Genomic DNA, 20334 nt, shown 5'->3' on the forward strand with positions numbered 1-20334 from the left:
GCCTACGATTCTGCCTGGTCCCGCAATCCGTAATCGCCCTGCGCCACCCAAGCGGCGAGGCGGTCGGCCCAGAGTTGCCGCAATTCGGCGGGTTCCTCGATGACGAAGGGCAGGCCGAGCCCGGCCAGAACCCCGGGAAGCCAGTCGAGGCGTTCGGCGCGCAGCCGTACGCGCACCCGCTCTTTGTCCTCCGGCTCGACAGTCGCGATGCCCTGCGGAAGCCGGCTTCGCACCACCTCCGCGGCGCCCTGCACGCGGACGCTGACCTGGTATCGCCACGGCACGTCAATGGGTGCCGCCTCGGTCAGCACCGCCTCAAAGGTGCCCTGTGTCAGTCGCACGTTTTCGATGCGGTCGAGCCGGAAGGTGCGCATCCCTTTCCCGGTCGCACCGCTTACGTACCAGCGCCCCCGGTTCGCGACGAGGCCGTACGGGTGGATGGTCCGCTCGGTGTGTTGCCCCTTGCTGTCGACGTAGCCGATCACGGCCGGCCGGCGCTGCTGGGTGGCCTCCGCCAGCCGCAGCATGGTCGCCGCCTCGGGCGTCTTGCCTTCGCGCGGCTGGTTTTCGAACAGTGTGCCGAGCTTGGCGGCGAGGGCCTTTGGCAGCACCCGGCGCACCTTCGCCGACGCGGCCTCCGCGGCTTCCTGGTTGACCGTCGCCAGGCCCAGAAGCACGGCGAGCGCCTCCTCGTCGGTCAGCATGAGCGGCGGCATCCGGAAGCCCGGCATCAGCCGATAGCCGCCGTAGCGCCCGCGCACCGACGCCACCGGCACCTCGAGGTCGATGAGGTGCTCGGCGTAACGGCGCACGGTCCGCTCGTCGACCCCGAGGCGCTCGGCCAGGTCGTTCGCCGTGTGGGTGCCGCCGCCCTGCAGGATCTCGAGCAGGGCGAGCACGCGCGCTGTCGGCCGCGTCACACCATCGACAATACCGGGCGGATCCTGCCCGGTATTGCTCCTAGCGTGCAGCCTATGAATCTCACCTCGATCCGCCTCATCACCGACGACGTGGCCCGCCTCACCGACTTCTACTCGCTGGTCACCGGCCTGCCGGCACGCCACTGGACCCCCGACTTCGCCGAGATCGTCACGCCCGGCGCGACGCTGGCCATCGGCAATTCAAAGACCGTTTCTTTCGTACGGGGTGACAACCGGGCCGCGATCGTGGAGTTCCGGGTGGACGATGTGGACGCTGAATACGCCCGTCTGCGCGGCACGGTCGGCGATGTCGTGCAGGAACCGACGACGATGCCGTGGGGCAACCGTTCCTTGCTGCTCCGCGACCCCGACGGGACTCTGGTCAACCTCTTCACTCCCGCCCGCGGCTAGGCATCCGCTCCGCGAGCGCCGCCCGCGACGCCGGCGCCTCGAACGGGTCCCCGAAATACTGGGTCTCGTGCACGACCTGCCCGTGCGCGAACTCCATCACGCTCACCGAGTAACTGGGCTTCCCGTCGTACCTGATGATGCATTCGCTCACCCAGAGATCGCCGCTGCCGCTGATCCGAAGCACCGTGAAATGCCGATTGGCCGGATGCCCACCACGCTGCGCCGCGATCGCCGCCCGGCCGCGGAACCGCTCGCCCGACTGCGGATAGTCGAGAATCGCGTCCCCGGCGTACATGGCATGTTCGGCTTCGGTGTCCCCGGCCTCCGAAGCCCGCCAGTGCTCTTCGACCACGTCCCGATACATAGCACTCACTCCTGCCCGACGATGTCGATCGTCACCTCATCGTCCCGCCCTCCTCGCGTTCATACTGAGATCCTCCCGCCGGGCCTGTCGTGCATCCTCGACCTGGGCCGTCTCAGTGGGGCGACACGGCTCCCATCAAGTACGTCGATTCGCCGTGGCGCCTCACCCGCACCTTCGAGGAACGCCACTACAACGGCATCCTCGTCACCATGCCGCACAAATTCGCGGCGTTCGCCCACTGCGCCACGAGCTCCGAGCGCGCCGCCATGCTCAGGGTGGTCAGCGTCATGCGTCGCAACCCCGACGGCACCTGGCACGGCGACCCGCTCGACGGGCTCGCCTTCGTCAAAGCGCAGACAGACCACAGCGCCCGGCCGAACGGCGCGCGGCGCTGCCGAGGGCGGGTGTCCAGCGACCCGCCGGATCCCCGCGGCCGAGACCTGGTCTGCAACGCGACGCCGTTGGGGATGGCGTATGACGACCCACATCCGGTCGATCCGGCTTTGGTGACCGCGCCCATGTTCGTCGGCGACGTGATCGCGGGCCACGGCGTTCCTTGCGGCTGCGCAGGCGGCCGGCTGCCGCGCGGCCAACGGCGGGCACATGGTCGAGGCGGCTGCTCGGCGTCGATGGCGCCGTGCCAACCTCCTGCTGTAGATGACCGACCCCCTCGCCGCAGAGCTTGCTCAGCGGCGGGAGCCGACTTCCTGCGGTGTCCATGCCAAGCGCCCGGCCGAGTCGACCGCCGCACGCCAGATCGAGGCGTCTACCGCATGGCCGGCAAAGTGCTGTAGGCGACGCTCGGCGTGGGCAACGAGGGCCGGCCGGCCATGCACGAGAGCATCGCGCACGTCGGTAAGCATGTCGGAGAGACTCTCCCAGTAGACACCGTCGTCCCACGCCGACTCGTGGTCCCAGACTCCGATGCAGCCGTGCTGAGATCCCTCGCGCAGGTCGATGAACATGGTTTGCCCGCAGTGGTCTTCGGCGATCGGGACGAACAACGGATGAAACCCGTAACTCGGTGCTCCGGCGACCTCATCGGCGTCTGTGGACTCCTGGTCAAGGCTCAGGGAGAACTGCCGGTTCTTGAGCGCTTCGGCGACGGGCAAGGGTGTGTAGAGGGAAGGAATCAGCGGGTCAAGTACTCCTACAGTCATTCCGTCTGCCAGCTGCCACCATCGGTGCAGATCTGCCGGAAGGGTGCGCCCCAATGCGGCTGCGAGTGATGAAAGCGCCTCGCCGCTAGCCGGCGGGCGGATGTGGGCCGCAGTCGCAGGCGCATGGCTGCGAAGCCAGTCGACGATGGTGCGCCAAAGGCCCTCCACTTCATCCACCATGACGCGATCCTGCCCTTGTCAAAGAGCTGACGTCAGGCAAACGATGCTTTCGAGTCGCGCACCGGGCCGGTGAGTCCAGGCGCCCGGCGTACACAAGCAACGCGCATGGCGGCCGGCGGGTTCGGTTCGGTGGCAACGACGGAGTTCGGTACGAGATTGCGCCGGGCGCATCGTTGGACAGCAGCTTACGAGCGCCCGTCGCGCTCCCCGACGCAAATCAGATCGAGGTCCGGGCCGGGGTGCGACACGATGAGCCCATGACGAGCGGGCTGGCACTGACCGACCCATGGAGGGACCTACGCGGCGGTGGCGACTTCGAGCAGCAGCAACGCGACGTCCTCACCCGCGAGCTCGCCACCGAACTCAGTACCGCCCATTCCTTGCACGGCCAAATCCGAAGCCGACGACGACGTGCTGGTCGCGCTCTCCTCCGGCGGCTGGGCTGTCATCCCCGTGACCTAGAGCCGCACGGCCGAGTGCTCACCGTGACCCTCGACCACCTACTACTCGACCACTGAAGAGCTGGAACACGGCTTGGAGGAACGGCCCTGAGCCGATACGCGAAACGGCGGCCACGCCGGCTGGAGCCGGGTGTGACCGCCGTTTGGCAGTGTCTGGGTCAGACGTTGTAGTACATCTCGAACTCGTGCGGGGTCGGGCGGAGGCGGACCGGGTCGATTTCGTTGGCGCGCTTCCAGTCGATCCAGGTGGAGATCAAGTCGTCGGTGAAGACGCCGCCTGCGGTCAGGTACTCGTGGTCGGACTCCAGGGACGTGAGGACCGCGTCGAGGGAGCCGGGGACCTGCTTGACGTTGCCCCACTCCTCCGGCGGGAGGTCGTAGAGGTCCTTGTCGATGGGGGCCGGGGGCTCGATCTTGTTCTTGATGCCGTCGAGGCCGGCCATCATCATGGCCGAGAAGGCCAGGTACGGGTTGCTCGACGGGTCGGGGACTCGGAACTCGACGCGCTTGGCCTTCGGGTTGCTGCCCGTCACCGGGATGCGGGTGCAGGCCGAGCGGTTGCGCTGCGAGTAGACCAGGTTGACGGGGGCCTCGTAGCCGGGCACCAGGCGCCGGTACGAGTTGACCGTCGGGTTGGTGAAGGCCAGCAGGCTTGGCGCGTGGTGGAGCAGGCCGCCGATGTACCAGCGGGCCGTGTCGGACAGGCCCGCGTAGCCGGTCTCGTCGTAGAACAGCGGCTCGCCGCCCAGCCAGAGGCTCTGGTGGGTGTGCATGCCGGAGCCGTTGTCACCGAACAGCGGCTTGGGCATGAAGGTGGCGGTCTTGCCGTTCTCCCAGGCCGTGTTCTTGATGATGTACTTGAACAGCTGGAGCTGGTCGCCGGCGTGCAGCAGCGTCGAGAACTTGTAGTTGATCTCGGCCTGGCCGGCGGTGCCGACCTCGTGGTGCGAGCGCTCGACGGTGAAGCCGGCGTCGAGCAGGCGGCGCACCATGGAGTCGCGCAGGTCGGAGTAGTGGTCGAGCGGGGAGACCGGGAAGTAGCCGCCCTTGTACGCGGTCTTGTAGCCGCGGTTGCCGCCCTCCTCCTCCTTGCCGGAGTTCCAGGCGCCCTCGATCGAGTCGATGTGGTAGAACGCCTCGTTGGCCGAGGTGGAGTGGCGGATCGAGTCGAAGATGTAGAACTCCGCCTCGGCGCCGAAGTACGCGGTGTCGGCGATGCCGCTGGAGGCCAGGTAGGTCTCCGCCTTCTTCGCCACGTTCCGCGGGTCACGCGAGTAGGCCTCGCGGGTGAACGGGTCGTGGATGAAGAAGTTCAGCGCCAGCGTCTTCTGCTGGCGGAACGGGTCGATGAAGGCCGTGCTGACGTCCGGCAGCAGCATCATGTCGGACTCGTGGATGGCCTGGAACCCTCGGATGGACGAACCGTCGAAGGCGAGACCGTCGGTGATGACGCTGTCGTCGAACGACTCCACCGGGGTGTTGAAGTGCTGCATCACACCGGGCAGGTCACAGAACCGTACGTCGACGAACTTGACATCCTCGTCCTTGAGGTATCGCAGGAGTTCCTCGGGATTGGCGAACAACACGTCCTCCTGGCACATGAATTCCGATACCGGAGCGGCGTGGGTCCGCCGCGTGGCTAGGCTGGTCGCGACGCTATGGGGCTGGAGTTGCCCAGGCGTATCCCTATTGTTTCCGTCGTGTTACGGCGTCGGCGGGCAGGGCGCGACCAGGTCGACGCTATCGCGCTCGTCACCGCCCGCGCGCCCGGTCGCCCAAACCTCCCCGGTTACGCTGGCCTCATGGCCACCACCAGCGACCCGAAGCCACCCCCGCTCGATCTGACCACCACGCAGGTGGCGTCGTTCGGGCGGCGGCTGGTGGGGCTGCTGATCGATTGGGCGGCGGCCACGCTGGTCGCCAGCTTCCTGGTCGAGAGCCTGGCCAGCAACCCGTGGCCGCAACTGGCCGTCTTCGTGCTCGCCCACGCGTTCTTCGTCGGCCTTTTCGGACAGACGGTCGGGATGGCGCTGGCCCGGGTCCGGTGCGTCTCGATCGCGGACGGCGGGGCGATCGGTATCCCGCGGGCGCTGCTGCGCGCTGTGCTGCTGGGGCTGCTCATCCCCGCGATGATCTCCGATGGGGACGGTCGTGGGCTGCATGACCGGGCCGCGGGCTCGGTGATGGTGATGGCGCGACGCAACCGCGAAGCGCAACCACCCGCCGCCTGAGCACGCGGGTCGGTGGCTGCTCGGCGCGGGGCCGGCCCCCGCCGTACGATATCGGGCTTTATCTCTGACGCTGCTGGCGGAACGCGCCTTTCGCAGGCCGCATGTTCTTCGGGATCGCGCCCTTGGGCATCTGGGGGCGGGCCATGAGGGCGCCGAGCCGCTTGTCGAGAGCGTTGACGTCCTTGCCGGTCAGGTTGCGCGGGAGGCGCATGAGGGTGGAGCGCAGCTTGCGGACCGAGAGCTGGCCCTCCTCGGTGCCCACGGTGAAGTCGTAGATCGGGGCGTTGCCGATCACCTTGGACAGGCGCTTCTTCTCCTGGCCGAGCAGGCCGCGGACGCGCTGCGGGTTGCCCTCGGCGAGCAGGATCACGCCGGGCCGGCCGATCACCACGTGCACCATGTCGAAGCTGGTGGTGGAGCTCGCGGCGGGGCGCACGCGCCAGTCGCCACGCATGTTTTCCACCAGCTGGGCGGCGGCGCCGGGCTGGCCCTCCGCGACATTCATCATCGCGGCGTTGGAGCGCAGGTTGAGCACGATCACGGCGGCCAGCAGCGTGACCATGATGCCGACCGGGATCCAGATGTAGCCGCCCGTCAGGAGGACGACGAGCACGGTGAGCGCGACCGGGATCAGAACCGCCGCGACCAGCAGCGGAACGAACCACTTGTCCTGCTTTGCCGTGAACGAGAACACCTGACCGATCTGCTTCAGGCGTTCGCCGAACGACACCTTCTCCTGCGCTTGTGCCATACCCGGAAGTGTAGTGGTGCGGCGATGTCTTACGCGGGCCGGGCACCTGCGGGAGCCCTAGTAAGGAGGGTCTGGGGGCGGAAATGAGGAGGCTGCCTCATGTGGGCGGGGTGCCTTCACGCGAAGAGTCGATGACATCAGCAAGCGACTTCTTCGAAAGGCATCCGAGATGTTCCCCTACAGCGACCCGAACACCACCCTCGACCTGCACCGCCAGAAGGTGGACGAGTTGATCCGCGTGGCCGCCGACCACGAGCGCGCCCGGACCGCCCAGGCGAACCGGCCGCGCCGCTTCGGAAGGTGGCGGCGCAAGGAGCAGCGGGGGCGTGGCGGGCATGTGACCGCCACCGTATGAGCGCCGAAAAAGGGACGCGATTCTTGTCGTACCCCCATGGCATGCTCGACCTCATGACAGCGCACGCGCACAGCGAGGTCCTGGTCGGCCGGGAGGCCGACCTGGGCGCGCTGCGCGACGCGCTGAAAAGGGCCCGTTCCGCCGAGCCGTCCACCGTCCTGGTGGGCGGCGAGGCGGGGGTGGGCAAGACCCGGCTGGTCGAGGAGTTCCGGCGCGGGCTCACCGGCGAGCCGGTGCGGGTGCTCACCGGCCAGTGTCTCGAGCTCGGCGAGGAGGGCCTGCCCTTCGCGCCGTTCGCGGCGGCCGTGCGCGAGCTGGTGCGATCCGAGGGCATGGCGGTGCTCGACGGGCGCGAGCGCGAGTTCGCCCGGCTGCTGCCCGAGCTCGGGCCGCCGCCCGAGCCCGGTGACGCCCGGCGCGGCCTGCTCTTCGAGTCGGTCGGCGCGCTGCTCGAGAGAGTCGGGGGCGAGCAGCCCGTCGTCCTGATCATCGAGGACCTGCACTGGGCCGACCGGGCCACCCGCGACCTCATCGCCTTTCTGGTGCGCTCGGCCCGCGTGCCGCAGATGCTGCTGATCGGGACCTATCGCACCGACGAGCTGCAGCGTGGTCATCCGCTGCGGCCGTTCCTGGCCGAGCTCGACCGGGTGCGCGGCGTGCAGCGGCACGAGCTGGGCCGGCTCGACCGCGAGGGCACCGCCGAGATGCTCACCCAGATCCTCGGCGTCGAGCCCCGCGATGCCACGGTCGACGCCGTCAACGAGCGCGCCCAGGGCAATCCGTTCTTCATCGAGCAGTTCGCGGCGGCGGCCGACCCGGCCTGCGGCGACATCCCGACCAGCCTGCGCGACCTGCTGCTCTCCCGGGTCGACCTGCTGCCCGAGCCGGCCCAGCGGGTGCTGCGGGTGGCCGCGGTCGGCGGCACCAAATTCGGGCACGACCTGCTCTTCCGGGTCGCGGGGATGGACGAGGGCGCCCTCGAGTCGGCGCTGCGGGCGATCGTGGCGGCCCAGCTGATCGTCTTCGACCCCGACGGGGGCTACGAGTTCCGCCACGCGCTGGTGCGCGAGGCCGTCCACGACGACCTGCTGCCGGGCGAGCACGCCCGGATGCACGCGCGCTACGCCGAGGCGGTCGAGGAGGATCCTTCGCTGGTCTCGGCGGGGCGGGCCCCGGCCGAGATCGCCCACCACTGGCACGCCGCTCGCGATCACCCGCGGGCGCTGGTCTCGGCCAAGCGGGCCGCCGATGCCGCGGGGCGGAGTTTCGCGTACGGCGAGCAGGCCCGCCTCCTCGACCGCGTGCTGGAGCTGTGGGAGGACGTGCCGGAGGCCGGGTCCCTGCTCGGCATCGGGCACCTCGACCTGCTGGAGGAGGCGGCCCTGGTCGCCATCGACTCCGGCGACCACATGCGGGCGCTCACGCTGACCCGGGTGGCCCTCGGCGACCTCGACGCCGAGGCCGAGCCGATGCGCGCGGCCCGCCTGCTGCTGCGGCGGGCAAAGCTGCTGCGCAACGCGGGCAAGAGCGACGGCGCGGCCGAGTGTCAGGAGGCGCATCGGCTGCTCGGGCTCGCGCCGCCCGGTCCCGACCGGGTGCGGTTGATGGCCGAGGTGGCGCACGTCTATTCGGGCATCGACGGCGAGCGGGCGACCGAGATCGCGCAGGAGGCCAAGACGGCCGCCGCCGACGAGGGCGACCTGGCCGCGGTGGTCGCGGCCGAGGTGATCTTCGGCGAGGTGTGCGCGGGGCGGATGCCGCCGGCGGAGGCGCTGCCGACCATGTACGCGGCGGCCGAGCGCGCCCGGGCGGCCGGCGACCTGTCCAGCCTGTCGCATTCGCTGGTCAACATCTCCGACTCGCTCTACGAGATCGGGCGCTACGAGGAGTCCGCGGCGACGGCCGCCGAGGGGGTGCCGGACGCCGACCGGGTCGGGGTCAGCCGGACGACCGGGGTGTTCCTGCTGGCCAACCACGCCGAGGCGCTGATCGCGCTCGGCCGGTGGAACGAAGCGGACGCGCGGCTGGCCGAGGCCGCCCGGCACGACCCGCCGGGGCGGCTGGCGTTGCCGTGGCTGCGGTTGCGGGCCTGGCTGCGGCTGGCGCGGGGGAGCGACGGCGCCGAGACGCTGATCCACCGGGCCGCGATGTGGCTGAACAAGCCGTACGTGCAGGCCGAGAACCGGCTTTACCTGCTGGATCTGCGCATCCTGCTGGCGCTGGAGTCGGGCGATCCGGTCGCGGCGGCCGAGGCGGCGCGGGCGGCGGTGGTCGAGCCGTGCGTCTTCGAGCGACCCCGGTACGGGTGGCCGCTGCTGCTGTCGTCGGCCCAGGCCGCCCGGGCGGCGCCGGGTGGGGAAGAGCTGGCGCGGAAGGTGGCGGAGGTCGCCGGGCGGCTGCCGTGCCTGTATCCGGCCGAGAAGGCTTACGCGGCTCAGGTCTCCGCGGTGCTGAGCGGCGGGGAGGAGCGGTGGCAGGCCGCGGTCGACGCGTGGCGGGCCGATGGGCATCGGTATGAGCTCGCGGCCGCGCTGCTCGGGCTGGCCGAGGCGCAGGCGGCGTCGCGCGGGGTGGCGGCCGAGACGTTGAGCGAGGTCAACGCGATCGCCGACGAGCTGGGGGCGGGACCGCTGCTGGAGGCGGCGGACACCCTGGCCCGGCGGCTGGGGCTGCGCTCGCCGGGAGCGGCCGTGGCGGTGGCGGCGGGGACCGAGATCTTGACGGCCCGCGAGCGGGAAGTGTTGCGGCTGGTGGCGGAGGGGCAGAGCAACAGCCGGATTGCCGCGAGCCTGTACATATCGCCCAAGACGGCGTCGGTGCACGTCTCGCGGATCATCGCGAAGCTCGAGGTGGCCAACCGGGTGGAGGCGGCCGCGGTCGCGCACCGGCTGGGGTTGCTCGACTGAGCGCTGCGGGCTGGCGCTGCTGGGCTGCGGGCTGGCGCTGCTGGGCTGCGGGCTGGCGCTGCGGCGCTGCGGGCCGGCGCTGCGGGCAAGCGCTCAGGCGAGGGTGCGGTTCATGCGGACCAGCCAGGTGATGGCGGCTACGCCGGTGCCGATCATCAGCAGGCCGATGAGGATGGCGATGATGCTGCCGGTGCCCAGGCCGGTCTTGGCCGCGGCGGTGGCGGCGGTCGTGTGGTCGGGGATCTGGGGATAAGCGGCGGGGGCGTTGGCGTAGGTGTGGGTCGGAGTCGCTGACCGGGACGGCGACGGCGACGTGATCGTGGGCTGGGCGACTGGGAGCTGCGGGGTGGTGGTGGCCGCCTGAGTCGGGGTCGCGGCCGGCGCGGTGGTCGTGCAGGTGGTCGCCGGGGCGCGCCACACGGCCACGTGGGTGGTGAAACTGCTGTCGCGGACCGTCAGGGTCTGCGACCTGGCGACCTTGACCGTGGTGGAGCGCCCGGGGGAGACGCGGATGCGCCGGTTCCCGGTCAGGAAGACGGCCGTGACGTTGGCGTCGGCGGCGTTGGCCAGGGTGGCGGTGAAGGTCCCGTCGCAGGCCATGGCGTAGGTGACCGTGGGGGCGGGCGTGCACGCGGTGGCCCCCACGGCGTACCAGGCCAGCGGTCCGGTGGAGCGGCCGCTCGAGCCGAGGGTGGCGGTGCCGTAGGGGGCGGCCGCGCTGGTGGTCTCGGTTTTGAGGCCCGTGCCGAAGAAGGCGTCGACCTGAGCGGCGCAGCCGGGCACGGTGACCTTGAGGGTCAGGCTCCGGTGGGCCGACGTGATCGTGCCGGTGGCGGAGTCGTAGACGAACTGGGCGGCGCCCGCCGCGTAGGAAACCAGCGTCACGGATTGGGACTGGCCGGCACAGGGGGAACCGGTGATCGTCAGCGTGCCGGCCGCGCCGTTGAAGGAATGGCGGTAACTGGGGACACACGTGGCCTTGGCCGAGGCGGCGGCCGGCACGGCGCTGAGCGCCAGGACGGACGCCAGGCCGGCGAGGACGAGCAGCAACCGGCGCACGGTGGGACCCCCAACTCAGATCGGCTGGGGTCGGTCTCACCACTGACTCACCGGGCCGTCGAACGGTGACCGAGAAGCTCGGCCCGGGTCTGCATCTCCCCGTGCGGGAACCATTTGTCCCGACTGGTCAAGGTTAGGACCGATTGGCAGGCATCGCCAATCGGCCGGTCGGCTGTAAAAGCTGTAAAAGCCCTAGCCGCGGGCCTCGAGGGCCTGCTTGTAGAGGCGACCGGCACGGTACGACGAGCGCACCAGCGGGCCGCTCATCACGCCGGCGAAGCCGATCTGCTCGGCCTCCTCGCGGAGCTCGACGAACTCCTCCGGCTTGACCCAGCGCTCGACCGGGTGGTGCCGCGGGGTGGGGCGGAGGTACTGCGTGATCGTCACCAGCTCGCAGCCCGCGCCGTGCAGGTCGCGTAGCGCCTGGGAGATCTCGGCGCGCTCCTCGCCCATGCCGAGGATCAGGTTGCTCTTGGTGACCAGGCCGGCCGCGCGGGCCTGGGTGATCACGTCGAGCGAGCGCTCGTAGCGGAAGCCGGGGCGGATGCGCTTGAAGATGCGCGGGACCGTCTCGACGTTGTGCGCCAGCACCTCGGGCGCGCTGCCGAAGACCTCGGCCAGCTGGGCCGGGTCGGCGTTGAAGTCGGGGATCAGCAGCTCGACGCCGCAGCCGGGCTGGAGCTTGTGGATCTGGCGGACGGTCTCCGCGTACAGCCAGGCGCCGCCGTCGGGGAGGTCGTCGCGGGCCACACCGGTGACCGTCGCGTACCGCAGGCCCATGGTGGCGACGGACTCGCCGACCCGGCGCGGCTCGTCGGCGTCGAACTCGGCCGGCTTACCCGTGTCGATCTGGCAGAAGTCGCACCGGCGGGTGCACTGGTCGCCGCCGATCAGGAAGGTCGCCTCGCGATCTTCCCAGCACTCGTAGATGTTGGGACAGCCCGCTTCCTGGCAGACCGTGTGCAGGCCTTCCTTCTGCACGAGGCCGCGCATCTGGGTGTACTCCGGGCCCATCTTGGCTTTGACCTTGATCCACGGAGGCTTCCGCTCGATGGGAGTTTCGGCGTTGCGCGCTTCGATGCGCAGCATGCGGCGGCCCTCGGGAGCAATAGTCACAGCCCCGAGATTACGCCTGAATAGGCCCCTGCCTAGACAGGGGCGACGAGGCTCACTCGGCCCGCGATGTGACCGCGCTCACTCCACATCCTGGTAATTCGGTTTCCCCGCAGGTCGCCTGCTGTTAACGTCCCGCGGAACGGCACTGAGGGAACCAAGTAGCCCCCGATACGCCGGCCGAGAGAGCCGCCTTTCGCTGTGATGGCGGCCCGTGCGCCGGGGCGTGAAGACACTCCTGAGCCGAGCACGACAAGAGGCGCCGCAAGGCGCGAAGGTGTGGTGGCACCGCGAGGATCCCGCTCGCCCACACCTCCCTGGGGCCGCGTTGCAGTCACCAGAGGAGGTTCCACCCATGCAACGCATCCTCTCCACCGAGCTCCGTGCGTGGACAGGCGAGGTCGTCACCATCGCCGGCTGGGTTCATCGCGTACGAGTTCTCAAGTCGGTGGCCTTCCTGATCGTCCGCGACGCCGAAGGGCTCGCCCAGGTCATCGTGGGTCACGAGCAGGCCCGCGAGCTCACCGAGGAGAGCGTGGTCGAGGTCGAGGCCACGGTCACCGCCAGCGAGCAGGCACCGGGCGGGGTCGAGCTGACCTCCCCGCGCATCCGGGTGCTGTCGGCTGTGGACGTACCGCTGCCGTTTGAAACACATCGCCCCGCGCTGAGCGCGAGCCTGCCCACCCAGCTCGACCACGCCGCGCTTTCGCTGCGGCATCCGGTGCGGCGGCAGGCGTTGAGGGTCGCGGCCGCGGCTTCCGCCGGATTCCGTACGGCGTTGGAAGCGCAACGTTTCGTCGAGATCCACACGCCCAAGATCGTCGGCTCGTCCACCGAATCCGGCGCCGACGTGTTCCGGATCGACTACTTCGGGCGCCCCGGCTACCTGGCGCAGTCGCCGCAGTTCTACAAGCAGTTGATGGTCGGCGTCTTCGAACGGGTCTTCGAGATCGGCCCGGTGTTCCGCGCCGAGCCCAGCGACACCGCCCGCCACCTGGCCCAGTACACGTCGCTGGACGCCGAGATGGGCTTCGTGACCGACCATCGCGACGTGATGGCGACGCTCACCCGCACACTCGGCGTGATGATGGCGACGGTCGCCGAGCGTGCCCGCGTCGAGACGCCCAAGGTGCCGTCGGAGATCCCGTCGGTGTCGTTCGCCGAGGCGCTGCGGATCGTGGGCGCGCCGGCCGGCGAGGGCGACATGACGCCGGCCTACGAGCGGGCGCTGGGCGAGTGGGCGCGGCACGAGCACGACTCCGAGTTCGTGTACGTGACCGGATACCCGATGCGGAAGCGGCCGTTCTACACACATCCGGACCCGGCCGCTCCCGAGCATTCGAACGGGTTCGACCTGCTCTTCCGGGGCCTCGAGATCGTGACCGGCGGGCAGCGGCTGCACCGGTACGAGGACTACGTCGCGGCGCTGGCCGCGGCCGGCGAGCCGCTCGAGCCGTACGAGGGCTATCTCGACGGATTCCGGTACGGGATGCCGCCGCACGGCGGCTGGGCGATCGGCCTGGAACGGCTGGTAGCGCGGCTGCTCGGGGTGGCGAACGTGCGCGAGGTGACCGCGTTCCCCCGCGACCTGCACCGCATCGCGCCGTAATGTGAGGCCGTGCTGATCGACCTCGATGCCGCGCCGCCGACCTCGCGGCCGCGGCTCGGGATGCTCAAGGTCGTGCCGATGGCGCTGCTCCTGCTGATCCTCGGCGGGGCGGCGCCGTCGGCGCGGAGCCGGATCGACACGGTTACCGACACCGGCGCCCGGACCGTCACGGCGCATCTGCTCACGGCGGACGCGCTTTACACGGTGGACGCGACCGGGGTGCAGGCCGTCCCGCTCACGGCCGGCGGTCCACGATGGAGGACGGCGCTTGTGGTGCAGCGGCCGGGACTCCGGTTCGAGGGCGACGGCTCGACGCTGGCGGTCTGGCGGGGCGCGCAGGGCGGCGTCACGTTCCTGGACGCGCGGACGGGCCGGGAGCGCTGGCGCACCGGCAACCTCAGCGTGGCCCGGGTGTTCGGCGACCGGGTCGTCCACGGGGAGCTGGACGACGGCATGCTCCGGATGGCCGATCTCGCCGACGGGCGGGTGCGGTGGGAGCGGGCGGCCTCGGTGCTGGCGCTCGAGATGGACGCGGCGCATCGGTACGTGCTCGCCGTCGACGTGCGAGGCCGGGGCACGGTCTACTCGGCCGCCGACGGCACGCCGGTTTCGGCTCCGCGGGAGCTGGGCGTGGACCCGTACGCGTGGGGGATCGGCAACGCCCTCGACATCAGCACGGCGGAGATCGTCGGGGACGCGCTCTACCTGCACTCGCAGACCTTCGTCGCCGCGTACGCGATGCCGCAGCTCACCCCCCGGTGGCGGGCCCGGATCCTGGCGCCGCAGTATCTCGGCCCCTGCGGTCCGCTGATCTGCGTGACCGGCGAGCGGGGGGCGACGGCCCTCGATCCGGCGGACGGCCAGGCGCGCTGGACCAGTCCGCGGTGGCGCTCGATCGGCCCGGACGGGCTGGCGGTGGGCGCGGACTCCCGGGTGGCGCGGATAGACCCGGCGACCGGCGCGGTGCGGTCCGAGCTGGGACGCGGCCTGCTGGCGGGCGATCTGCTGCTGCGCTTCGACGGCGATCGCACGGTGGTGACCCGCCTCGAGGACGGCGGGTCGCTGGGCGTGCTGCCGGTGGGCGCGCCTGGGGATTGCACGACTTCCGGCGAGTGGCTGGCCTGCCTGACCGGCGCGCCGACGGTGACGGTCTGGGCCCTCTAGGCCAGGACGCCGATGGTCACGATGGCGACGATCGCCAGCGGGATGATCGTGGTGAGGACCAGGATCGCCCAGGCGATGGGGTGGCCGAAATTCAGCGCCACCCCGCCGCCCTTCTTGGGCACGAAGACCCGGCGGTCGCGCGGATCGCGGTAGAGAGCCATCAGAGCAGGGTAGGCAAGTGCTTCTCGACCACCGGCAGCACCTCCGCCACCGGGACGTCCCGGCCGAGCTCGGCGCTCAGCGACGTCACCCCGGCGTCGCGGATCCCGCAGGGCACGAAACGGTCGTACGCCGAGAGGTCGCAGTCGCAGTTGAGCGCGAAACCGTGCTGGGTCACCCCGCGCGCCACCCGGATGCCGATCGCGGCGATCTTGCGGTCGGGGCCGCGGTCGTCGGCGCGGACCCAGGCGCCGCTGCGCCCCTCGACCCGGTCGGTGGCGACGCCGAACTCGGCGCAGACGTCGATCAGCAGCTGCTCGACCCGGCGCACGTAGGCCACCACGTCGATGGGGTCGGCCAGGCGGAGGATCGGGTAGCCGACCAGCTGGCCCGGCCCGTGCCAGGTGATCTTGCCGCCGCGGTCGACGTCGACGACGGGGGTGCCGTCCATCGGGCGGTCGGCGGGCTCGGTGCGCTTGCCCGCGGTGAAGACGCTGGGGTGTTCCAGCAGCAGGATGGTGTCGGGCTGGTCGCCCGCCACCACGGCGTCGTGCAGGCGGCGCTGCTCGGCCCAGGCCTCGCGGTAGTCGACCAGGCCGGGGCGCAGCACGGTGAGCGTGGAGGTTGTCACGCCCCCAACATAGCCCCGCGTCAGCGATCGATCGGATCCACGCCGGGCCGAATGCGCCACACCAGCACGTCGTCGACCTGCTCGGGCGCGCCCAGCAACTCGGTCGCGGTGAGCTCGACCGCGGTGTGGTGCAGCATCCCGTGCGCCCCGGTGATCTCGGCGGGCAGGAACACCGCGTCGATGTCCCAGTACGCGAAGTCCTCGCGCGCCGTCGCCCGATCCCAGTTCGTCAGCTGCGGGACGTAGCCGTACAGGGCGGCGCGCAGGAACAGCCAGTCGGTGGGGCGCGGCACCGCGCCGATGCGGCCCTTCTCGCCGGCTCCGCCGACATCGGGACCGAGGAAATACCCGTCCGGGATCCGGAACTGCCGTCCCCCGCGAGCCATCGTGTACGCCTGCCAGCGCTGGGCATCGCCGGCCACGTTGGTCGCGAACGGCAGCGCGGTGAGGGTCCCGCCCTCGGGCACGTACTGCTTCCAGTGGCCGGCGGAGATGAACTCGGGCTCGGGCGCGCGGGGCGAGGTGAGCAGCGGCAGCGGGAAGAGCGGCAGCAGCGCGAAGGTGAACGCGGCCGCGAACGGGGCGTGCACCGGGTCCGGAGCGTCGGCCCGGTCGAGCAGCATGTCGGCGAGCATCGCGAGGATCACGCCGAAGACGCCGACGAGCACGAGCGAGAACCGCAGCGGCAGGGCCGAGTCGAACAGCGGCAGGCGCTGCAGCAACGCGTACGGCAGCGGGATGTCGGTCTCGGCGCCGAAGATCCGCAGCCGGGGCCCGAAGGAGATCACCATGAATACGCCGCCGGTGATCGCGAGCGCCAGCAGCGTCGCCCGGCGTCCCGGCCCGGAACGCCGCCGGAGCAGCACGAACGACGCGACGATCAGGATCATCAGCGGCAGCCCGAAGAACGAGGTCTGCTCGGTGGAGTTGGCCGCGAGGTTGTTGCCGAGCCCGACCTTGGCCGCGAGGGTGCGATCGGAGTAGGAGAAGTAGGCCGCGACGTCCTCGGCGTAGTGCCGCTGGTTGAAGCCGGTCCCGGCGAACGTCTGCGGCCCGGCGAAGTGCATGTACAGCGGGTACGCCAGCAGCGCGAAAGCCACCACGGCGGCGACGCCGAGCCCGGCCAGCACGGTCGGCAGCGCCTGCCGTGCTTCTTCGCGGTGCGCCCGCGGCACCGACCAGGCGATGACGAAGACCCCACCGGCCAGCGCGGTGAAGAACAGCCCCTCGGCGGCGATGGTGAACGAGCAGCCGAGGATGACGCCCAGGACCAGGCCGTTGCGCAGCCAGCGCCCCTTCTCGGCCAGCTTCAGCAGCCACCACAGCACCAGCGGCGCGACCCAGCCGGAGGTCCAGTTGACGTGGCCGTTGGCGTGCGAGACGAAGCCGGGCGCGAAGCCGCAGAACAGCCCGGCGATCGCGGCGGCGGCTCGGTTGCGGGTCACCCAGCGGCCGAGGAACAGGTACCAGGCGAAGGCGGAGCCGGCCAGGTTGAGCGTGAGGATCGTCGCGAACGTGACCTGCGGGCCCGCCAGGATGGTGAGCGGGGCGAACAGGATCGCGTCCACGGTGATCGAGGTGTTCGCCGCCAGGTTCACCCCGAGCGGCGAGTTCATCATGGTGGTGAAGAACGGATTGCCGCCGTCGCGCAGGATGTGCACGCCGTACGCCAGCACCCACTCGAAGAACGTCTGGTCGCCCACGTTCTCGCCGATGGTCTGGGTGTACGGCTGCCGCCACAGCCCGTGGGTCACGTACACCGCGAGGGCGAGCGCGACCACGGCGACGAGAAGGTGCGGCCGCCAACGGCGGAGAACCGGGACGGCGCGCGGCGGGGCCGGGCGGTCCTCGGTGGTTCGGGGTGCGGGCGCGGCGACAGACATCAGCGGCAGGTTAGCAAGCGAAAGCCCTTCGCCTAGTGCGAAGTATCGAGTGCGACACGCAGGGCCGCGTCGATGTCCGGATACGACCAGTGAAAACCGGCCTTCTCCAGCACCGCGGGAACGACGCGCTGGCTGATCTGCAGTTCCTCGGCCAGCCCGCCCAGGGCGAGGTCGAGCGCGAAGCCGGGCACGGTCAGCACGGCCGGCCGGCGCAGCGCCCGGCCGAACGCCCGGGTGAACGCGGCGTTGGTGCACTGCACGGCGCTGACCATGTTGACCGGGCCGGCGATGTCCTCGCGGTCGAGCAGGAACTCGGTCGCGCCCAGCCAGTCGGCCAGCGCCATCCACGCCATCCACTGCCGGCCGCCGCCGAGCTTGGCGCCGGCGCCCAGCCGGAACGGGATCATCAGGGGCTTGAGCATGCCGCCGCTCGCGTCCAGCAGCGGCGCGGTGCGCAGCAGCACGACCCGGGTGCCGGCGTCCTCGGCGGGGCGGGCCGCCGCCTCCCAGACCTGGCACAGGTCGGCCAGGAACGTCTTGCCGGCCGGCGCCTCCTCGGTGGCGGGCCGGTCGCCGGTGTCGCCGTAGCGGCCGACGCCGGAGGCCTGGAGCATGACGCGCGGCCGGTCGGCGGCGGGCAGCTGCTTGATGGCGCGGGCGAGGGTGCCGGTGGTGTCGAGCCGGCTCGAGCGCAGCACGCCGCGGTAGTGGGCGGTCCAGCGGTGGGTCCCGACGTTGGCCCCGGACAGGTTGACCACCACGTCGGCGGCGGCCACGACGGCGGGGTCGATCTGCCCCTGCGACGGCTGCCAGGTCTTCTCGTCCGGCTTCCCGGCGGGCCGCCGGACGAGACGGGTGATCTCGTGCCCGGCCCCGGCGAGCCGGTCGGACAAGCGCGTGCCGAGGAAGCCGGACGCGCCGGCCATCAGGATCCGCATGGCTCCATGATGCCCTTATTCGAACCCGTTCAAAACGAAGGGGCGCGCCGGAGACCCCGGCACGCCCCTTCGGCGATCTGTCTTAGAGGCCGAGCTCGGCCTCGAAGTGGCCACCCTCGAGGCGCTCCTTCAGGGTCACCAGGAAGCGGGCGGCGTCGGCGCCGTCCACGATCCGGTGGTCGTAGCTCAGCGCCAGGTACATCATCGAGCGCGGCACGATGATCTCGCCCAGCTCGGGGTCGTCGAGGACCACGGCCCGCTTGACGAGCGCGCCGGTGCCGAGGATGCCGACCTGCGGCTGGTTGATGATCGGCGTGTCGAACAGCGCGCCCCGGCTGCCGGTGTTGGTCAGCGTGAACGTGCCGCCCGAGATCTCGTCCGGGCTGATCTTGTTGTTGCGGGTGCGCTCGGCCACGTCGGCGATCCGCTTGGCCAGCCCGGCCAGGTTGAGGTCGCCGGCGTCGCGGATCACCGGGACGATCAGGCCCTTCGGCGTGTCGACCGCGATGCCCAGGTGCTCGCCGTCGTGGTAGGTGACCGTGCCGGCCTCCACGTCGATCGACGAGTTGACCACCGGGTGCTGCTGGAGCGCCTCGACCGTGGCCAGCGCCAGGAACGGCATGTAGGTCAGCTTCACGCCGTGCTTGGCCTGGAAGTCGGCCTTGGCCTTGTTGCGCAGCTGGGCGACGCGGGTGAGGTCGACCTCGACGACGGTGGTGAGCTGCGCCGAGATCTGCAGCGACTCCACCATGCGGCGGGCGATCGTGGCCCGGGTGCGGGTCAGCTTCTCGGTACGGCCGCGCAGCGGGCTCGGGGCCGGCTTGGCGGCGGGAGCGGCAGCCGGCTTGGCGGCGGCGGGCTGGGCCGCGGGGGCGGGCGCCGCCTTGGCCTTCTCCGCGGCGGCGGCCGCGTCGAGCACGTCCTGCTTGCGGATGCGCCCGCCGACGCCGGTGCCGTTCAGGCTGGAGAGGTCCACGCCCTTCTCGGCGGCGAGCTTGCGCACCAGCGGCGTCAGGTAGCCGGCGTCGCCGGCGCCGTTGGCCTGGGTGGCCTCCCGGGTCGGGGTGGCCGACGCGGCGGCGGGCTCGGCGTCGCGCTCGGCGGCCGACGGGTCCTTGGCCACCTCGGCCTCGGCCGACGGCTCCGCGTAGGAGTCGCCCGGGGCGAACGAGGGCGCGGGCGCCGACTCGATCTTGGGTGCCTCCTGCTTGGGTGCCTCCTGCTTGGGGGCCTCCTGCTTGGGGGCCTCCTGCTGCGGAGCAGGCTCGGGGGCCTGCTCCTGCTTGGGCGCGGGCGCCTGCTGCGGCGCCGGGGCGGCCGGGGCGCCACCAGCGGCGCCGACGACCGCGAGGACGGCGCCGACGTCGGCCGTCTCGTCCTCGGCGACCTTGATGTCGAGCAGGGTGCCGGCCACCGGCGACGGGATCTCGGTGTCGACCTTGTCGGTGGAGACCTCGAGCAGCGGCTCGTCGACCTCGACGGTGTCGCCGACCTGCTTGAGCCAGCGGGTCACGGTGCCCTCGGTGACGCTCTCGCCGAGCGCCGGCATCTTGACCTCGGTGCCCTCGCCCGACGAGGCGGGAGCGGAAGCCTGCTGCGGCTCGGGCGCCTCCTCCTCGACCGGCTTCTCGGTCGACGGGGTGGTCGGCGCGGGCGGCTCGGGCTCGGCCTCCTGCTCCTGCTGCGGGGCGGCCTCCTGCTGCGGGGCGGCCTCCTGCTGCGGGGCGGCCTCCTGCTCGGCGGCCGGGGCCGGCGTCGACGCGCCGGCGTCCTCGCCGTCGCCGGAGATGATCGCGAGCTCGCTGCCGACGTCGGCCGTCTCGTCCTCGCCGACGACGATGCGGGTGAGCACGCCCGCGGCCGGCGACGGGATCTCCGTGTCGACCTTGTCGGTGGAGACCTCGAGCAGCGGCTCGTCGGCCTCCACCCGCTCGCCCTCCTGCTTCAGCCAGCGAGTGACGGTGCCCTCGGTGACGCTCTCACCCAGCCGCGGCATGGTGACCGATACCGGCATTCTCAGAACTCCTTAACCGCTACGT

The 20334-nt window shown here is 71.1% G+C and carries 19 protein-coding genes; 6 read left to right on the top strand and 13 right to left on the bottom strand.

The features are described 5' to 3' along the window. Window positions 1–2: 2 nt before the first annotated feature. On the bottom strand, window positions 3–920 hold the full coding sequence (locus ACQPZX_RS09135) for a helix-turn-helix transcriptional regulator (protein WP_433377110.1): 918 nt from the start codon (window positions 918–920) through the stop codon (window positions 3–5). 54 nt (window positions 921–974) lie between these two features. Between ACQPZX_RS09135 and ACQPZX_RS09140 the strand changes: the two genes are divergently transcribed. Further along, on the top strand, window positions 975–1331 hold the full coding sequence (locus ACQPZX_RS09140; RefSeq protein ID WP_433377113.1) for a VOC family protein: 357 nt from the start codon (window positions 975–977) through the stop codon (window positions 1329–1331). Here ACQPZX_RS09140 and ACQPZX_RS09145 read toward each other — a convergent pair. From ACQPZX_RS09145 to glnA, 4 genes are all read right to left on the bottom strand, one after another. Then, on the bottom strand, window positions 1312–1695 hold the full coding sequence (locus ACQPZX_RS09145) for a nuclear transport factor 2 family protein (RefSeq protein WP_433377116.1): 384 nt from the start codon (window positions 1693–1695) through the stop codon (window positions 1312–1314). The genes ACQPZX_RS09140 and ACQPZX_RS09145 overlap by 20 nt on opposite strands. A gap of 686 nt (window positions 1696–2381) precedes the next feature. Next, complete coding sequence (locus ACQPZX_RS09150) at window positions 2382–3035, bottom strand: SMI1/KNR4 family protein (RefSeq protein WP_433377118.1); 654 nt, start codon at window positions 3033–3035, stop codon at window positions 2382–2384. A gap of 296 nt (window positions 3036–3331) precedes the next feature. Beyond that, complete coding sequence (locus ACQPZX_RS09155) at window positions 3332–3484, bottom strand: hypothetical protein (protein WP_433377121.1); 153 nt, start codon at window positions 3482–3484, stop codon at window positions 3332–3334. A 170-nt stretch (window positions 3485–3654) separates the two neighbouring features. Then, window positions 3655–5079: a type I glutamate--ammonia ligase gene (gene glnA / locus ACQPZX_RS09160; RefSeq protein ID WP_433385113.1), complete on the bottom strand. Its 1425-nt coding sequence runs from the start codon at window positions 5077–5079 to the stop codon at window positions 3655–3657. Between the two features lie 219 nt (window positions 5080–5298). Between glnA and ACQPZX_RS09165 the strand changes: the two genes are divergently transcribed. Further along, window positions 5299–5727: an RDD family protein gene (locus ACQPZX_RS09165; RefSeq protein WP_433377123.1), complete on the top strand. Its 429-nt coding sequence runs from the start codon at window positions 5299–5301 to the stop codon at window positions 5725–5727. Window positions 5728–5785: 58 nt separating this feature from the next. Here the strand turns inward: ACQPZX_RS09165 and ACQPZX_RS09170 are convergent, their stop codons facing one another. Further along, the gene (locus ACQPZX_RS09170; RefSeq protein ID WP_433377125.1) at window positions 5786–6478 is read right to left on the bottom strand and encodes a DUF4191 domain-containing protein; all 693 of its coding nucleotides are present in this window, start codon (window positions 6476–6478) and stop codon (window positions 5786–5788) included. Between the two features lie 169 nt (window positions 6479–6647). Here ACQPZX_RS09170 and ACQPZX_RS09175 point away from each other — a divergent pair, with 169 nt between their 5' ends. Both ACQPZX_RS09175 and ACQPZX_RS09180 read left to right on the top strand, forming a co-directional pair. Continuing rightward, the gene (locus ACQPZX_RS09175) at window positions 6648–6833 is read left to right on the top strand and encodes a hypothetical protein (protein ID WP_433377127.1); all 186 of its coding nucleotides are present in this window, start codon (window positions 6648–6650) and stop codon (window positions 6831–6833) included. Between the two features lie 53 nt (window positions 6834–6886). Further along, entirely contained in the window at window positions 6887–9739 is a 2853-nt protein-coding gene (locus ACQPZX_RS09180) for a helix-turn-helix transcriptional regulator (protein WP_433377130.1), read from the top strand. A 93-nt stretch (window positions 9740–9832) separates the two neighbouring features. On the opposite strand, the gene ACQPZX_RS09185 is transcribed toward ACQPZX_RS09180, so the two are convergent. Together ACQPZX_RS09185 and lipA are read right to left on the bottom strand one after the other, a co-directional pair. Continuing rightward, complete coding sequence (locus ACQPZX_RS09185) at window positions 9833–10798, bottom strand: hypothetical protein (RefSeq protein ID WP_433377133.1); 966 nt, start codon at window positions 10796–10798, stop codon at window positions 9833–9835. 192 nt (window positions 10799–10990) lie between these two features. Continuing rightward, complete coding sequence (gene lipA / locus ACQPZX_RS09190; RefSeq protein WP_433385116.1) at window positions 10991–11887, bottom strand: lipoyl synthase; 897 nt, start codon at window positions 11885–11887, stop codon at window positions 10991–10993. 379 nt (window positions 11888–12266) lie between these two features. Here lipA and aspS point away from each other — a divergent pair, with 379 nt between their 5' ends. Next, the gene (aspS, locus tag ACQPZX_RS09195; RefSeq protein WP_433377136.1) at window positions 12267–13520 is read left to right on the top strand and encodes an aspartate--tRNA(Asn) ligase; all 1254 of its coding nucleotides are present in this window, start codon (window positions 12267–12269) and stop codon (window positions 13518–13520) included. Window positions 13521–13529: 9 nt separating this feature from the next. Continuing rightward, complete coding sequence (locus ACQPZX_RS09200; protein WP_433377138.1) at window positions 13530–14684, top strand: PQQ-binding-like beta-propeller repeat protein; 1155 nt, start codon at window positions 13530–13532, stop codon at window positions 14682–14684. On the opposite strand, the gene ACQPZX_RS09205 is transcribed toward ACQPZX_RS09200, so the two are convergent. The 5 genes from ACQPZX_RS09205 to sucB all read right to left on the bottom strand — a co-directional run bounded on the left by ACQPZX_RS09205 (window position 14681) and on the right by sucB (window position 20309). Then, complete coding sequence (locus ACQPZX_RS09205; protein ID WP_433377141.1) at window positions 14681–14845, bottom strand: peptide ABC transporter substrate-binding protein; 165 nt, start codon at window positions 14843–14845, stop codon at window positions 14681–14683. The two genes, ACQPZX_RS09200 and ACQPZX_RS09205, sit on opposite strands and share 4 nt — an antisense overlap. Beyond that, entirely contained in the window at window positions 14845–15474 is a 630-nt protein-coding gene (gene lipB / locus ACQPZX_RS09210; RefSeq protein ID WP_433377143.1) for a lipoyl(octanoyl) transferase LipB, read from the bottom strand. Before lipB ends, ACQPZX_RS09205 begins: the two co-directional genes overlap by 1 nt. Window positions 15475–15494: 20 nt before the next feature. After that, window positions 15495–17357, bottom strand: a complete 1863-nt coding sequence (locus tag ACQPZX_RS09215) for a DUF2079 domain-containing protein (RefSeq protein WP_433377146.1) — start codon at window positions 17355–17357, stop codon at window positions 15495–15497. Window positions 17358–17389: 32 nt separating this feature from the next. Beyond that, on the bottom strand, window positions 17390–18295 hold the full coding sequence (locus ACQPZX_RS09220; RefSeq protein ID WP_433377148.1) for a TIGR01777 family oxidoreductase: 906 nt from the start codon (window positions 18293–18295) through the stop codon (window positions 17390–17392). Between the two features lie 82 nt (window positions 18296–18377). Further along, window positions 18378–20309: a 2-oxoglutarate dehydrogenase, E2 component, dihydrolipoamide succinyltransferase gene (gene sucB / locus ACQPZX_RS09225; RefSeq protein ID WP_433377151.1), complete on the bottom strand. Its 1932-nt coding sequence runs from the start codon at window positions 20307–20309 to the stop codon at window positions 18378–18380. Window positions 20310–20334: the final 25 nt, after the last annotated feature.

This window comes from Actinoplanes sp. CA-142083, from assembly GCF_050942195.1.
Lineage (GTDB): Bacteria > Actinomycetota > Actinomycetes > Mycobacteriales > Micromonosporaceae > Actinoplanes.